Source organism: Mucilaginibacter sp. 320_HR, assembly GCF_059691875.1.
Map to the genome: position 1 here is coordinate 1004221 of NZ_JCAWAI010000001.1, position 15894 is coordinate 1020114.

Genomic DNA, 15894 nt, shown 5'->3' on the forward strand with positions numbered 1-15894 from the left:
AAAAGATGCCTTCAACAGCAGAACAATTAAGTAAAGTTGTATATAAAACCGAGAGGTTAATTGAGCTTTGTGCTGCGCTGCAGGAGGAAAATGACCTGCTTAAACTTGAGAGCGAAGCCCTTACTACTGCGCTAAACGTAAGTACAAACAAAACAAAAGAACTGGAAGAGAAGCTTCGTGTATTGAAGCTGGCAAAGTCGTTTTCAGAAACAAATGAAAAAAGTGTTGACATTAAGCAAAAAATTAACGACTTTGTGCAGGAAATAGATAAGTGTATTGTATTGCTAAAGAAGTAATACAAAAAGTGAAAAGCTCAAATGGGAGAAATCTCAATAAAAATAAATATTGCTGACAGAGTTTACCCCTTAAAGGTAAACATGGAAGAGGAAGAGATTATAAGACGGGCAGCAAAGCTGATTAACGACCGCATAAAGGAGTATCAGGAGAACTATGCGGTTCGCGATAAACAAGATCTGCTATCGATGTGTGTGTTGCATTATGCAACATCCTCATTAAAGGCAGACCGCAAAGTCACTACAGAAGATACTGAAGTGGCAGAGAAGGTTTATCAGTTAGATCATATGCTGGACGATTTTTTTTCTAAACAATAACGTTCTTTAAAACAAAGCTTAAAGCAGAAAGCTTAAAGCAAAAGCTCCTAAATATGCTTTTCGCTTTGGTCTGTTCGCTATAAGTTCATAACAGAGCCATTAAGATTTAACCGCAGTTAAATTTTAAGTTTTCACTATTAAAAACTTAACGCTTCAATATCTTAGGATCAAAGAGGCATGCGTTGATCGTGTATTTACGGTAACCCGTGATCCCGACAATCCTACAGAAGTTTTAACAATACATGAACACTTAGAAGTTTAGTTGCGGTTTTTTTATTATATAACCTAAAGGAATGAATAACATATTGTACATTATTATCGGGCTGCTGGTCGGCATCCCTACGGGGATAGTCATCGGTCGGTTCCTGCTACGGAAGCTGTTTAAAGATCAGGAGATAAACGCTCAGAACAAAGTAAAGAAGATACTTAAAGATGCCGAAAATAACGCCGAAATACTCAAAAAGAACCGTTTACTAGAGGCTAAAGAAAAGTTTCTGCAGTTAAAAGCCGAGCATGAGCAGGAAGTAAATTCAAAAAACAATACCCTTAACCAACGCGAGAACGGCATCAAACAAAAAGAGCAATCTTACAACCAAAAGCTCGAGAACATGAACCGCAAGGAGAATGAGCTGGAGAATGCGCGTAAAAAGCTGGAAGCACAAACAGACATACTGCTTAAAAAGCAGGAAGAAGTTGATCACCTGAAAAACCAGCACGTGCATGAGTTAGAAACTATTGCAGGTTTATCTGCGGAGGAGGCGAAAAATCAGCTTATTGATAATTTGCGCGAAGAGGCACGAAGCAAAGCCATGGCGCAAATTAAAGATATTGTAGACGAGGCTAAGCTTACTGCTACTAAAGAAGCTAAGAAGATAGTAATTCAAACTATTCAGCGGACCGCTACAGAAGCGGCTATTGAAAATACTGTATCAATCTTCAACATAGAAAATGACGAGATTAAAGGGCGTATTATAGGTCGTGAAGGGCGTAACATTCGTGCACTTGAAGCTGCTACAGGTATCGAGATCATTGTGGATGATACCCCGGAGGCTATTATCCTTTCGGGCTTTGATCCGGTTCGTCGTGAGATTGCCCGTTTGGCTATGCACCGTTTGGTAACAGACGGGCGTATTCACCCGGCGCGTATTGAAGAGGTAGTTGCCAAAACTAAAAAGCAGATAGAAGAAGAGATTGTTGAAATAGGCGAGCGTACGGTAATTGATCTGGGGATCAATGGTCTTCATCCTGAACTAATCCGTATGGTGGGCCGTATGCGTTACCGGTCATCTTACGGACAAAACCTGCTACAGCACTCGCGCGAGGTTGCAAACTTCTGCGCTACTATGGCTGCAGAACTTGGACTGAATGTAAAACTGGCAAAACGCGCAGGCTTACTGCATGATATAGGTAAAGTACCTGATGACAATCCGGAACTTCCACACGCTATACTGGGTATGCAACTTGCAGAAAAGTATAAAGAACATCCTGAGGTTTGTAACGCGATAGGCGCTCACCACGATGAAGTGGAGATGACCTCTATGTTGTCGCCAATTATACAGGTTTGTGACGCTATATCAGGCGCAAGGCCGGGTGCTCGCCGCGAAGTGGTAGAAAGTTACATCAAGCGCTTAAAAGAGCTTGAGGAGCTTGCATTATCATACCCAGGCGTTGAGAAGACCTTTGCTATCCAGGCCGGTCGTGAACTACGTGTGGTAGTAGAAAGCGAAAAGATAAGCGATGCACAAAGCGAAGTGCTTGCTGCAGACATATCTAATCGTATACAAACAGAAATGACCTATCCAGGTCAGATAAAGGTTACCGTTATAAGGGAAACCCGCTCTGTTGCATTTGCTAAATAACTAACTAATACTATAAGCCCTCTTCTTAATCAGGAGGGGGCTTTTTTTGTTTCTATGGGAAAACAACACGACAAGCAACAAGCGTTTGTTGACAAAAATGCTGATGAACGCTCATTAACAACATACTTTGGACAGTTTGATGTTACACATAAGCAAAGAGCTAACCGACTACTGCATTTTATTTGCGTGCCTCTGATGGTGTTTGGTGTATTGACACTTACCTGGGCGTTCCCGTTCCCGCAGCTTGCTTTTCTTAAGGCTTACAACGGCTACTTTAATTGGGCATCCTTTGTTATTGCCTTTTGGATTTACTATGTGCTAAAGCAATCTCCGCTGCTGTCATATATCATGCTGTTTATTATGTTCGCATTTAGCTACTTGGTTATGCAGCTGCAAAACTGGGATAAAAGTGGTGGCTTACCACTAATTTGGACAGGAACAGTAATTATAGCTATGGCTGCACTCGGCCAATACTTGGGTAGTATAAAGGAAGGCCGGGCTTCCTGGCAAATAGACAAAAAGCTATTCCTAATAGCACCATTATGGGTGCTACATCAGTTAATGTCGCGGGTTGGTGTAAGCAAATATTAACTACCCGGCTGAAAGCTTAAAGGTTTTTGCCAAGCTTTTCCAACATATCCTGAGGAACCTTTTCAAGATCCAGCACCAAAAAGCCATCTAAGCAATCGGCAAACTTCGGGTCGATATTAAAGCTGATGATCTTAGCGTTCAATTGCATGTACTGCCGCAGCAATACAGGAACTTTCATGTTTCGGGTCTCCACCTCTGATATCAGGTTGTCTAATCCTTTAAAGCTATCACCGCCTGCAAGCAGTACATCGGTATCAATATTCTCAAAATTGACCTTAAACTTCTTCCTTGGCTTTACATATTGCGCCATTTCATGATCAAAGTGGTTACGGTTGATGTAATCTACAATTAGCGACTTCGAAAAATTAGAGAATGTATTGCTGATACTAACCGGACCTATTAAATAACGGTATCTCGGGTTATCAATTACGTACTTCAGAATGGCCTTCCAAAGAAGGAACAATGGCAGTGGTTTTAGCTGATATTCCTTGCGTATCCACGAACGGCCAAGCTCCAGGCTTTTCTTCAGCACAGGCGTAAACTGTTCTTTCAACTTGAACAGCTCATTTACATAGAAACCCTTTTTGCCTACGCTATAAAAGATTTCATCCCCCAAGCCAATTCTATAAGCTCCCACTATCATCTTTGCTTCAGTATCCCAAATAAAGAGGTGGTGATAGTAGATATCGTATTCGTCCAGGTCGGTTTCTTTATTGGTTCCTTCACCTACTTCACGAAAAGTGATTTCTCTTAGGCGTCCAATCTCACGGATAATACAGGGAATTTGCGACGTAGGAGTAATAAATACCTCATAGTTCTTCTCTACCCAAACACGGTAGTTTTCCCGTAACGGCTCTACTTCTTTCTCCAGTTTCTCAGCTGCCGTTTCGGGTACTATCTCCTGCGGCTGCTTCTTAATTTTAAAAATATTGCGCGGGTTGAATAGCCGTTTTTCTTCATCAAGGCCGGCACCTAAAGCGTAAGTTTTTGCACGCAGGTAATTGAGCACCTTAGCGCTGTTGTTATTATCTGGGATATCCTCAACCTTAATTGGCTTACCTATGCGCAGTTTAATAGTGTGCCCTTGCTTATTAAATAACTCCGACGGCAATTTTGCAGTGCGGAGGGCGGGGTGTATGAGGCTGAGCAGATTGAATAACAACCCGTTGTTGCCATGAAAGTAAATAGGAACTACCGGTACTTTAGATTTTGTGATGATCTTGCCCACTACAGGATGCCACAACCTGTCTGTTACTTCCTTTTTCTCTAACTTAAATGTAGAAACTTCGCCGGCCGGGAAAATGCCGATAGGTGTTCCGTTTGCAAGCAACTCTAAAGTGTTTTTTAGGCCACTAATGCTTGATGAATGTTCAACGTTTTCAAACGGATTTACAGCAATAAAGTAGTCGGCCAGATTAGGAATCTTTTTTAGAAGAAAATTAGCCATCAACTTGGCGTCTGGTCGGGCCATGGTAAGAATCTTTAGTAGTACCATTCCTTCTATTCCGCCGTAAGGGTGGTTAGCTATTGCAATAAAGCTCCCTTCTTTGGGTATATGTTTCAATTCACTTTGGTCAAAGTCAATTTCAATACCACAGCCTTCTAAAATTGCATCTACAAATTCGGGACCTTGTTTAGGCTGCGCTTGAGCAAAAAGATCATTAACCTGGTTAATTTTCATCAACTCCATCAGCAGTGCTGCTAAACCAGGCATCTTCAGCTTATCTAGCTTAGTTGCTTTTGCAAATTCTTCGGTAGTTATTATTTTCATCCTGTTTTTAACGGATTAAATGTTATCAAAATTATTACCTTAACGGTGATTAACCAACGATGAAAGCCCGGGTAAAAGATCAGTTGTCACTTACCAAAAAAGAATGGAACGGAATGATAGTACTAATTGTACTAATCATATTGGTGTTAGCCGCTCCGTATACTTATCAGTGGTTTCACAAAGATAGCACAATAAACCCTAATGAATTTAAAGCAGCACTTGCGGCATTAGAGAATAGCAAGGCAAACAATTTTGAAGTAACTAAAGGAACTACGCATAGTGCCGGTACACTTTTCAAGTTTAACCCAAATCACCTTTCTACGGAAAAATGGCGGGCGCTGGGGTTGAGCGAAAAGCAGGTAAATACCATAACTAACTATGAAGCAAAGGGTGGCAGGTTTTACAAGGCCGACGACCTCAAGAAGATCTACGGTTTGAGCGACGCAGACTTTAAACGTTTAGCTCCTTACATAGTTCTTCCTTCCTATAAATCTGCCAGAGTGAAAGTTCTTGAACTGAATTCAGCAGATTCCGCACATCTTACGGCCGTAAGTGGCATCGGACCTGCATTTGCAAGGAGGATCGTTTACTATCGTGAGCGTTTAGGCGGATTTGTTGATAAGAATCAGCTAAAGGAAGTGACAGGCATAGACGAATTGAAGTACTTGGAAATTAAAGATCAACTTACTGTGAACGCTGCGCGGGTTCGTAAAATAAACATCAACACAATAGCTTTTGATAAGCTTAGGCTAATGCCTTATCTGAATTACAAGCAAGTAAATGCGATAATAGAGTACCGCAATCAGCATGGAGCTTATGCATCTATTAACGACCTCAAAGACATACCTATTCTCACTGAAGAAATTTTGCGTAAAATTGAGCCTTATTTAAGTTATTGATGATAGAGCAGCAAATTAAATCCGCAATTCGTGATATTCCTGATTTTCCTAAGCCAGGTATAGTCTTCAAAGATATTACCCCAATTTTAAAGGATCCCGGCTTGTGCGGTGATATAGTTGATGCATTTGTCAGAGAAGTTAAAGGCATTCGCATTGATGCTGTAGCTGGTGTTGAGAGCCGTGGATTTTTGTTTGGCCTTAATCTGGCTCAAAAATTAGGTGTACCTTTTGTGCCGGTACGTAAGGCTGGTAAACTACCTCATACAGTTAAGCAAAAGGTGTATGAGTTAGAATATGGCACTGCCACTATCGAATTGCATACGGATGCTTTTAAAGCCGGGGATCATATATTGATACACGACGATTTGCTTGCTACCGGTGGTACTGTTGCTGCTACAAGCGAATTAATACAAGAAATGGGCGGAAAGGTTGCAGGTTTTATGTTTGTAGTAGGGCTTGGTTTTTTAAACGGGCACGAAAGAATAGCGCCAATAAACAACAAGGTTATTGTGCTCGCCAAATATTAGCTCTTTTCTCAGTTGTATAATTAAATCAGCAAGCTATATTTTTCATTAGAATAGAATAGAAAAAACGCCCAAAGCAGCTTGTTTTGGGCGTTTTTAGTTTATAAAAAATCTTCATAAGCTTAGATTTCTTTCAGGAGCAAAGTATGTGTTATACTTTCATTGCTTTAATGTTGTCTCATCTGATCAACTGCTTTTATAAACAATTATTTACCATATAAATGAAGATATCTCTACGTTGCCTTTACCTGGTGTTATGCTTTTCTATATTAACACAACTTACCTTTTCTCAAAATCCGGTAAAGAAAATTGGAAAAGTTACAGGCGTTACCATAAACAATCAGGAGCTTGACATAAGAACAGAGAATGCTTTTGTTAAAGTTACAGCTTACAGTCCCGGTGTCATTAGAGTACGTGTAGATAAACAGCAACTTGCAGAGGATTTCTCCTACGCTGTGATTAGTAAGCCGCAGGTTACCAAAGTATCAATAACACAAAACGATGCCGAGATAAATCTCGTCACTGATTCCCTTAAAGTAAATATTAAGAAAAATCCTTGGCAAATTACCTTTATGACCACTACAGGAGAAGTTATTAACCAGGACGAGCCTGGCTTAACAACGGCATGGGTGAGTGAAAGTGTTGCCACTTACAAGAAAATGCAGGATGGAGAGCACTTTATAGGCTTGGGTGAAAAAACCGGGGGCTTGGATCGAAAGGGCAACGCTTATACCAACTGGAACAGCGACGTATTTGGTTATTCAGCTGGACAGGACCCGTTGTACTCCACCATTCCATTTTATATAGGCGTTCACCACAATGTACAGTATGGGTTGTTTTTTGATAACACTTATCAAAGCGACTTTAACTTCGGTGCCAGCAATAATCGTTTTTCATCTTTTGGGGCCAAAGGTGGCGAGATGAATTATTATTTCATATACAACTCCCATTTACGTGACATTATAACTTCTTATACGTGGCTTACAGGCCGTATTAAAATGCCGCCACTTTGGAGCTTGGGTTATCAGCAAAACCGATACAGCTACTATCCTGACACTGAAGTTTTCCGTATTGCCAATACCTTACGCGAAAAAAAGATTCCTGCTGATGGTATAACGCTGGACATCCATTATATGGATAAATATAAGGTGTTCACATGGGACAAAAGCCGCTTTCCTGATCCGCCCGCCATGACCAAAAAGTTAAAGGACATGGGCTTTAAAGTGACGCTAATTGTTGATCCCGGTGTAAAGGAGGAGAAAGGCTATGGTGTTTACGACCGCGGGGTTAAGGAAGATATATTTGCCAAATATCCTGATAGTACTTACTACACAGGACAGGTGTGGCCTGGATGGTGTCACTTTCCCGACTTTACCAGTGCAAAGGGACGCAGTTGGTGGGCAAATGAGATGAAAGTTTACGCTGGAGATGGAATTAGCGGAATATGGAATGATATGAACGAGTTCTCTACCTGGGGACAAAAAGCGCCGGACAATATTCTTTTCGACTTTGAAGGGAAAGGAGCATCGCACATGCAGATACATAATGTTTATGGTCTGGAGATGATCCGCAGCAGTTATGAGGGATACCGAGCCGCCCTTGGTGGGAACAAACGTCCGTTTGTGCTTACACGGTCTGGTTATGCCGGACTACAACGTTATGCTGCATTATGGACGGGTGACAATCGCGCAGAAGACAGCCACATGATGGCGGGCATCAGACTGATGAACAGCCTTGGGCTTAGTGGAGTGCCTTACACCGGGATGGATGTAGGTGGTTTCACGGGAGGTGCCTCACCTTATCTTTATGCCCGCTGGATGCAAATCGGGGCGTTTAACCCATATATGCGCAACCATACTCAAATTAACACTAAGTCTTCAGAACCGTGGGCTTACGGAGAGGAGGTACTGGAGATAACCCGCAACTACATTAACCTGCGTTATAAGTTGCTGCCGTACCTGTATTCTACTTTTTACGAAGCAAAGGAGAGTGGACAGCCCGTTATGCGTTCCTTAGCTATCGATTACACGCATGATGAAAATGTATATAACAGCACTTACGAAAACCAATACATGTTTGGCAACGCCTTCTTGGTATTCCCTTTTGACAGCCAGACGCAGATAGGGCGAATGTACTTTCCGGCAGGTAAATGGTATGATTTATACAACGGTACTATCCAAAACGGAAATGCTTATGTCAAAACGGAATTAGCTATGAGCAAGCTGCCTGTTTTTGTTAAGGAAAGCAGTATAGTACCTATGCAATCGCTGGTACAAACAACAGCTGAGCGGCCAACTGATACCTTGACGATTCATGTTTACCAGGGTGCTGTAAACAATAAGTTTGTTTACTACGAAGATGATGGTGAGAGTTACGATTATGAAAAGGGTGATTTTTATAAACGCAACATCACCTATAACGCCGCAAAAAGAGAAATTGCTTTCGGTAAAGTTGAAGGTACTGCTAAATCTAAGTTTAGCAATATCAAGCTGGTACTGCATGGCTTTAGCAGTACCGCCTTTAAGTTTAATGGTAAGAATAGCAAGGTTACAGATGATCTTTCGATACTTATGGTGCCGATTTCACGCTTCGATCCAACAGGTTTATCCAATCCGGTAGAAGGGGAGAAGGTTAAGATCATGTCAATTAAAAACTCAACTGAACTTTTTACAGTCGCCTATTAAATATTAAATTATGAGCACAAAAGGCCTGCAGGTTACTGCAGGCCTTTTGTGCTTGCATACAAATGAACTTTAAATTATCAATTTTGAATTAATGGTTAATACCATTTTACTACTCTTTGAATAAAAAGAGCTTGATAGCATCACTTTGATAAAAACGATCAAACACCGTTTACTCTATTTATTCATCAGGATTTACTTCTTAACTTTAATCGCCGTCATAGACATTTATGAAGTTACTTTTACTTTCAATCTTTTTAGTATGCTTTGCCCTGCCTGTTTTCTCGGCAGACAATGCAAACTTGCTTGAGGAGCTCAAATCAGAAATAAGCAAAAAAGATGTTTATGATGGTGCAAAACGCCAGCGTATACAGCAGCTAAAGCAATTGCGCGTTGCTACTGCCTCTACTAATTACACCCGTCAGTACGATCTCTGCCTTAAGCTTTATGATGAGTACAAGTCTTACCAGTACGATTCTGCTTACGTGTATGTAAATAAGCTGAAGAACTTGAGCGTGCAAATGAATGACATGGCCCGCGCTTATTACAGCCAGATTAAACTTGGATTTATTTTGCTTTCGTCCGGAATGTTCAAGGAAACTTTCGACTGCATGAGTAAAGTAAAACCGAAACTGTTAAGTGATAGCGCCAAAATGGAGTACTATTTCATTATGTATCGGTGTAATAGTGATCTGGCTAAGTATAACAACGATAAATATTTTATGCAAGGGTATATGAAGGCCAGTAACGCCTTTATCGACTCAGCTATAATGCTTACTAAAAAAGGCAGTGTAGATTGGTACCACTTTTCAGGGCTTAAAAGTGCGCAATCCGGCGCACCGCTAACGCACGACAACGAATTGAAACTTTTGCTGAGTTCCGGTAAACCTATATCAATGCACTTGAGGGCAATGGTAAATTGCTCGTTGGCGATATCTTACCTAAATATCAACCGGCGAGATGAAGCAATTAGTCTGCTGATACGCTCTGCTATTGCTGATATAAAGTCTTCTACTAAAGAAACGGTAGCCTTGTTTACGCTTGCCGAACAACTTTACAAAGTAGGTAATACCAAAGACGCGTATGCTTTTGTAAAACTTGCTAAAGCAGATGCAGACTTCTATGGTGCCCGGCAACGAAAGATACAGATAGGTGCAATTTTACCGCTGGTAGCTGCTGAAGAGTTGGATCATTCGGAACATGAAAAGCAAAGAATATTGATGTTGTTGTTGGCTATAACCGCATTGGCATCGTTGGTTATACTTTTCCTGATAATGATTTACAAGCAACTAGCCAAGCTTAAACATAAAGAAAAAATAATCGAAGATAAGAATGTGCAGTTGAAGCAAGTAAACTACCAGCTAACAGAAGATGCGCACATCAAAGAAGAGTATATAGGACAGTTCTTTAAAATTATTTCAGGGTATATTCTGAAGTTGGAAAAGCTAAAAATGTCTGTAGACACAAAGTTGTCGATAAAAAAGTACGAGGATATAAGAACCATAATCAACAATATAAACATCAAGAATGAACGTCAGGTGCTGTACCACAGCTTTGACCATATCTTCTTAAAGATATTCCCGAATTTTGTGTCGGTATTTAATTCTCAATTTGCTGAGAAAGATCAGATTTGGCCGCAGGAAAATGAAGTGCTCAATACTGATCTTAGAATTTTTGCACTTATCCGCATGGGGATCAATGACAATGAAACTATAGCCAAAATACTTGAGTACTCTGTAAATACTATATACGTGTATAAAATGCGTATTAAAGCAAAGTCTAAAAATCCTGAGCAATTTGAACAACATATAATGGATATCAAGGCTGTGGATATGGTTGAATAATTAGTAGGGCGAAATTTAGTGATCTATTTAAATTATCAGAGGTTTAGTATGCTAATTATAGCCAAAAAACAGTTATATTTTTAACATGTATTTAATAGTTAAATTGCTGATTTACAATGGTTACATTTTTATATACTCTATATTTTTTCTAAAATGATGTAATTGAGTAGGGATTGACAATTAGTACACACATATTTGTATAGGTGTAAAGGTAGTTCAGCAAATGAGAGGTGTTGATGTACATTACACAAATGGCATTTTAGCCGTATAAACCAATTTTAAACAACGTTCAGGATCTGTTTTATGTACATATAGTAGTGCACTACATGCATTGCATTTGACAGCAAAAAGATTCTGCATAAAAGCTTATATAACCAATCTTAATTAAACCACACAGTATGCAATTTAAACACTTACTCACACTATGTTTTTTTGCTTTTACCTGCCTCTTCTTTGAGCCCGCGTTTGCTCAAAACAAAGTGCTAACAGGTAAAGTAACCGACAAAAAGGACGGGTCGCCTTTGATAGGGGTATCTGTAGGCGCTGCCGGCGGCAGCGGCACCTTAACCAGTGTAGATGGTACTTTCCGATTATCAGTACCGGCAAGCACTACATCATTAACTTTTTCTTACATCGGCTACAAGCAAGCAACCGTTAGTATTGATGGACAAACGTCAATAGCTGTAAGCCTTGAATCTACAAGTACTTCCCTTAATGAGGTTGTAGTAATAGGTTACGGTACACAGCGCGTTAAGGATGCAACCGGATCTGTTGCAACATTAAGTCCTAAGGATTTTAACAAGGGCGTTATCGCTACTCCAGACCAATTATTACAAGGCCGTATAGCAGGTGTACAAGTAACGCCATCAAGCGGTGAGCCTGGTGCAGGTGCTACAATCAACATCAGGGGTGCGGGTTCAATTCGTGCTAACGATAACCCATTGTACGTAGTTGACGGAATCCCGTTGGATAACGGCGGTACAAGCGGTGGTTATGGTGTTGGTGCTGGTAACTCATCTGCACGTAACCCACTTGCATTCATCAATCCTTCTGATATTGAGAATATTTCGGTATTAAAAGATGCGTCTTCAGCAGCTATTTATGGTGCTCGTGGTGCAAATGGTGTAATTTTAATTACAACCCGTAAAGGTCGTAAAGGTCAGGGCATCCAATTTTCAGCCACTACAAGCGTTGCTTCGACAGCTAAGCGTTATGATGTGCTAAACCGTGATGAGTTTCTTGCAGCAGTTGCAAGTGTAGGTGCTAACGCAGGTACAGTTGCCGCTGGTGGTGTAGATTACGGCGGTAACACTGATTGGCAAGATCAAATATTCCGTAGCGCGGTATCACAGAACTATAACCTTGGCTTTGGTGGTGCAAGCAATACAGGCAACTATCGTGCGTCGTTAGGTTATGATAACCAACAAGGTACTGTTAAAAACTCCGCTCTGAAACGTCTGAATGCTCGTATCAACGCATCTCAGTCTTTCTTCCATGAGCGTTTAAAATTTGATTTGCAATCAACGTACTCTAATGTGAAAGACCAGTTTGCGCCTATCACCAACAACGCAGGCTTTAATGGTAGCCTGATTGGTGCAGCTATCCAACTTAACCCAACTGCGCCTGTATTCGATGATCAGGGCCGTTATTTTAACCTTAATGGTTACAACACCGATGGTTACCCAAATGGCAATAGCTTCCGTAACCCGGTATCGTTATTAGACCAAATTGACGACAGAGACAATATCAACAGGTACTTAAATAACCTTACACTTACATTAAGATTATTTGACGGCCTATCTTACAAAGGCAATTTTGGAGCTGATATATCAAGAGGTTTACGTAAAACTTTCTATGACCCTAAAGTTGTAGGCTATACTGATGCAATTGGAATCAGGGAACAAAACTTCCCATCTCCAACCGGCAATGGTACTGCTATTTATCAATACAATGAGTTAACCAACTATACAACAGAGCACACTCTTAACTATGATAAAAAGTGGAAAGACAATAGCTCGTTAACTGCGTTGGTAGGTTACTCATACCAAACATTTAAAAACTTTAACCGTAACGAATTTGGTTTTGGTACATCTCAACCAGGTGTATTAGTTAAAGATTATGATGATTTTAAAACTCACCTCGCTTACCCGGTAGGTGATAGCTCAAGCTACAGGCTGCAATCATACTTTGCACGTGTTAACTACTCTTATAAAGATCGTTACATCTTGACAGGTACTATCCGTCGTGACGGTTCAACCCGCTTTGGCCCTAACCACAAGTATGGTAACTTCCCGGCCTTAGCTGCTAAATGGCGCATCAGTAACGAGTCATTCATGCCTAAAGGTGGTTTCTTTGATGACCTGAGCCTTAGATTAAACTATGGTAAAACCGGTAACCAGGAAATCCCATCTTATGCATCACTTGCAATCAGGCAAATTAACTACAACGGTAACTCTAATCCGCAACAATATTTGCCAAACCCTGACTTGAAATGGCAGGCAAATACAAGCTACGGCGCCGGTATTGATTTTGCTATCCTTAAAGGCCGCTTAAACGGATCTGTTGATTATTTCCACAAATCTGTATCTGATTTGTTGTTCTTCCAGGATATTGCACAACCTGCTCTTTCTTCAAGAATTTACAGAAACCTTGACGGTAACGTAATCAACGAAGGTGTCGAAGTTGGCTTGAACTATTCTGCTATCCAGGGTAAAGACTTTACCTGGGATATATCTTACAACATGACCTTCATCAAAAACACACTTGAAAATTTCAAGAACTATATCGTAACAGGTAATATTGATGGTCAGGGTCTTTCAGGTGCTTATGCACAGCTAATTACTAATGGTGTTCCACTTTACACCTTTAACGTTCCTAACTACGCTGGTCTTGATGCAAACGGCTTCGGTATTTATCCACAAGGTTTAGATGTTTCTTCATTACAGGGAAGCCCTAACCCTAAATTTACAGCGGGTTTAACAAACAACTTTGCTTACAAGAACTGGACACTGAGCTTCTTCCTGAATGCTGCAACCGGTTTCTATGTATACAACAACACAGCAAATGCATTCTTCTACAAAGGCAACCTTGTTAGTGGTCGTAACGTAACCAGGGATGTAGCTGCAACTAACGAGAATCCGTTAAACTCAGGTGAGGTTTCAACTCGCTTCCTGGAAAAAGGTGATTTCTTGAGGTTAAGCAACGCAAGTGTTGGTTATACTTTCCCGCTGAAAGAAAGCAAGATTAAAACCCTTCGTATATCAGTAACTGGCCAAAATCTATTCCTGATTACTAACTACAGCGGTTTAGATCCTGAAATTAACACAGATAAACAAAGGAACGACGTAGCATCAAGAGGAATTGATTATACATCATACCCTAAAGCGCGCATATTCACATTAGGCTTAAACGCAAGTTTCTAACATTATGAAAACTAAAAATATTATCTCAAAGGCAGCTATTTGCGGTTTGGTTTGTTTAGCCGCCGCGGGTTGCGCAAAACTGGACGAGAAGCTATATGGCTCAAAGTCTCTAGTACCAGATGGTGCTGCCGGATCGACAGATCTGGGTGGTGTTTATTCACAATTATACGGACAGACTGACCAGGCAAATACTTATGCACTGCAAGAGCATCCAACAGACGAAATGATGGGACCAACCCGCGGTACCGACTGGGGTGACTTTGGTACCTGGCGTAAACTGCACACCCATACATGGACACCTACACACAACCAGGTGAACGATACGTGGGATCAGTTAAATATTGGTGTATTTCGTGCAACACAGGTTGTAGACAAAGCTACAGATCCGAACATAAAAGGTCAGGCAAGTTTTCTTCGCGCTTACTTTATGTTCCAGGTAGTAGACTTGTATGGACAACAGCCATTCCGCGACCCTAATGCGCCAACATCAGATATCCCTAAAGTAATGAACCGCGCAGAAGCAACCGCGTTCATCATTAAGGATCTGGAGTTTGCTGAAGCTAACTTACCTGCTACATCTGCCAATATTGGCGTTGCTAACAAAGCTGCAGCTCAGGCATTACTCGCCAAAGTTTATCTAAACAAGGCTGTGTATACTTCATCTACAGTAGGTGGACCGTTCACATTTGCTAAGGCAGATATGGATAAGGTTATTGAGTATGCTAATAAAGTTACAGCAGCGGGTTATACGCTTGAGCCTGCCGGTAAGTATTTTCAGGATTTTGCCTGGGACAACACTGAGCAATCTCACGGCAACATCTTTGGGTTTAATAACACTACAACATCAGCACCTGCTTCAGCTAAAAACCGTTGGAGAATGGGCTTGCATTACAACCAAACACCAGATGGCTGGAACGGGTTTACAACGCTTGCTGATTTCTACAATTCATTTGAAGCAACTGACGAACGCCGTGGTGTTGCATATCCGGGCTTAACAGACAAAATTGGTTTGCGTGCAGGTTTTGCCGTAGGTCAGCAATTTGGTCCTGGTGGTAAGGCGTTGACACAACGCAGCGGTAAACCACTTGTTTTTACACCGGAGGTTAATCTTAACTTCTCTACAGAAGCACAGGGTATCCGTGTATTTAAATACTTCCCGCAGCCATCTGCAAACAACACAGTTAACGATGATAACTCAGCAAATGACTATGTGATTTTACGTTATGCTGATGTATTACTTGAGAAAGCAGAAGCGATCCTGCGCGGCGGAACTGATCCAAATGGTCAAACTGCTTTAACTATTGTAAATGCTATACGTACTCCTCGTGGTGCTACACCTCTGGCAAATGTAGATCTTACTGCAATGCTAGCAGAACGCGGCCGTGAGTTGTATTGGGAAGGTTGGAGAAGGAATGACCTTATCCGTTTCGAGAAATTTAACGACCCGGTAGATCAGCGTCCTAACGCAACGGATAAAACCCGTACTTTGTACCCTATACCACAGCGTGCTGTTGATACTAACCCTAACCTGAAACAAAACCCAGGTTACTAATAACTAAAACAGTTTACAATTAGTTATATTTGATTTTGAACGTAGCGAAGTAAAATTCGCTACGTTTGTTTTTTCTGAACGTGTGATGTTTAAGAGAATACCCCTGATTGTAGCTTTTCTTTGCAGCTTTTTTGTCCTTT

At 41.0% G+C, this 15894-nt stretch carries 11 protein-coding genes; 10 read left to right on the forward strand and 1 reads right to left on the reverse strand.

The annotated features are described in order from the left end of the window. Positions 1–5: 5 nt before the first annotated feature. From AC59GT_RS04540 to AC59GT_RS04555, 4 genes are all read left to right on the forward strand, one after another. Positions 6–296, forward strand: a complete 291-nt coding sequence (locus tag AC59GT_RS04540) for a hypothetical protein (protein ID WP_117384093.1) — start codon at positions 6–8, stop codon at positions 294–296. Between the two features lie 21 nt (positions 297–317). Then, positions 318–611 carry a cell division protein ZapA gene (locus AC59GT_RS04545; protein WP_117384092.1) on the forward strand — a complete coding sequence of 98 codons (294 nt, stop codon included), beginning with the start codon at positions 318–320 and terminating at the stop codon, positions 609–611. A 293-nt stretch (positions 612–904) separates the two neighbouring features. Then, positions 905–2470: a ribonuclease Y gene (gene rny, locus AC59GT_RS04550; RefSeq protein ID WP_497236524.1), complete on the forward strand. Its 1566-nt coding sequence runs from the start codon at positions 905–907 to the stop codon at positions 2468–2470. Between the two features lie 54 nt (positions 2471–2524). Beyond that, on the forward strand, positions 2525–3061 hold the full coding sequence (locus AC59GT_RS04555) for a DUF962 domain-containing protein (protein ID WP_497236525.1): 537 nt from the start codon (positions 2525–2527) through the stop codon (positions 3059–3061). 16 nt (positions 3062–3077) lie between these two features. Here the strand turns inward: AC59GT_RS04555 and AC59GT_RS04560 are convergent, their stop codons facing one another. Continuing rightward, entirely contained in the window at positions 3078–4832 is a 1755-nt protein-coding gene (locus tag AC59GT_RS04560) for a bifunctional lysophospholipid acyltransferase family protein/GNAT family N-acetyltransferase (protein WP_117384089.1), read from the reverse strand. Between the two features lie 59 nt (positions 4833–4891). On the opposite strand from AC59GT_RS04560, the gene AC59GT_RS04565 reads away from it, so the two are divergent. The 6 genes from AC59GT_RS04565 (at position 4892) to AC59GT_RS04590 (ending at position 15754) form a co-directional block, all read left to right on the forward strand. Continuing rightward, a complete protein-coding gene (locus tag AC59GT_RS04565) occupies positions 4892–5731 on the forward strand; it encodes a ComEA family DNA-binding protein (RefSeq protein WP_497236526.1) in 840 nt (279 codons plus the stop codon). Further along, positions 5731–6258, forward strand: a complete 528-nt coding sequence (locus tag AC59GT_RS04570; protein ID WP_497236527.1) for an adenine phosphoribosyltransferase — start codon at positions 5731–5733, stop codon at positions 6256–6258. The genes AC59GT_RS04565 and AC59GT_RS04570 overlap by 1 nt, the downstream gene beginning before the upstream one ends. A gap of 218 nt (positions 6259–6476) precedes the next feature. Next, on the forward strand, positions 6477–8939 hold the full coding sequence (locus AC59GT_RS04575) for a glycoside hydrolase family 31 protein (RefSeq protein WP_497236528.1): 2463 nt from the start codon (positions 6477–6479) through the stop codon (positions 8937–8939). Positions 8940–9166: 227 nt separating this feature from the next. Then, positions 9167–10780, forward strand: a complete 1614-nt coding sequence (gene susR, locus AC59GT_RS04580) for a SusR family glycan utilization regulator (protein ID WP_497236529.1) — start codon at positions 9167–9169, stop codon at positions 10778–10780. Between the two features lie 398 nt (positions 10781–11178). Then, positions 11179–14202: a SusC/RagA family TonB-linked outer membrane protein gene (locus AC59GT_RS04585; protein ID WP_497236530.1), complete on the forward strand. Its 3024-nt coding sequence runs from the start codon at positions 11179–11181 to the stop codon at positions 14200–14202. 4 nt (positions 14203–14206) lie between these two features. After that, positions 14207–15754 (forward strand): RagB/SusD family nutrient uptake outer membrane protein, encoded by a 1548-nt coding sequence (locus AC59GT_RS04590; RefSeq protein ID WP_117384083.1) that lies wholly within the window; start codon positions 14207–14209, stop codon positions 15752–15754. Positions 15755–15894 lie beyond the last annotated feature (140 nt).

What these genes read in the sequence shown, in the direction of transcription:
- AC59GT_RS04540 (WP_117384093.1), top strand. Translation starts at nt 6, where the DNA reads ATGCCTTCAACAGCAGAACAATTAAGTAAAGTTGTATATAAAACCGAG.
- AC59GT_RS04545 (WP_117384092.1), top strand. Translation starts at nt 318, where the DNA reads ATGGGAGAAATCTCAATAAAAATAAATATTGCTGACAGAGTTTACCCC.
- rny (WP_497236524.1), top strand. Translation starts at nt 905, where the DNA reads ATGAATAACATATTGTACATTATTATCGGGCTGCTGGTCGGCATCCCT.
- AC59GT_RS04555 (WP_497236525.1), top strand. Translation starts at nt 2,525, where the DNA reads ATGGGAAAACAACACGACAAGCAACAAGCGTTTGTTGACAAAAATGCT.
- AC59GT_RS04560 (WP_117384089.1), bottom strand. Translation starts at nt 4,832, where the DNA reads ATGAAAATAATAACTACCGAAGAATTTGCAAAAGCAACTAAGCTAGAT.
- AC59GT_RS04565 (WP_497236526.1), top strand. Translation starts at nt 4,892, where the DNA reads ATGAAAGCCCGGGTAAAAGATCAGTTGTCACTTACCAAAAAAGAATGG.
- AC59GT_RS04570 (WP_497236527.1), top strand. Translation starts at nt 5,731, where the DNA reads ATGATAGAGCAGCAAATTAAATCCGCAATTCGTGATATTCCTGATTTT.
- AC59GT_RS04575 (WP_497236528.1), top strand. Translation starts at nt 6,477, where the DNA reads ATGAAGATATCTCTACGTTGCCTTTACCTGGTGTTATGCTTTTCTATA.
- susR (WP_497236529.1), top strand. Translation starts at nt 9,167, where the DNA reads ATGAAGTTACTTTTACTTTCAATCTTTTTAGTATGCTTTGCCCTGCCT.
- AC59GT_RS04585 (WP_497236530.1), top strand. Translation starts at nt 11,179, where the DNA reads ATGCAATTTAAACACTTACTCACACTATGTTTTTTTGCTTTTACCTGC.
- AC59GT_RS04590 (WP_117384083.1), top strand. Translation starts at nt 14,207, where the DNA reads ATGAAAACTAAAAATATTATCTCAAAGGCAGCTATTTGCGGTTTGGTT.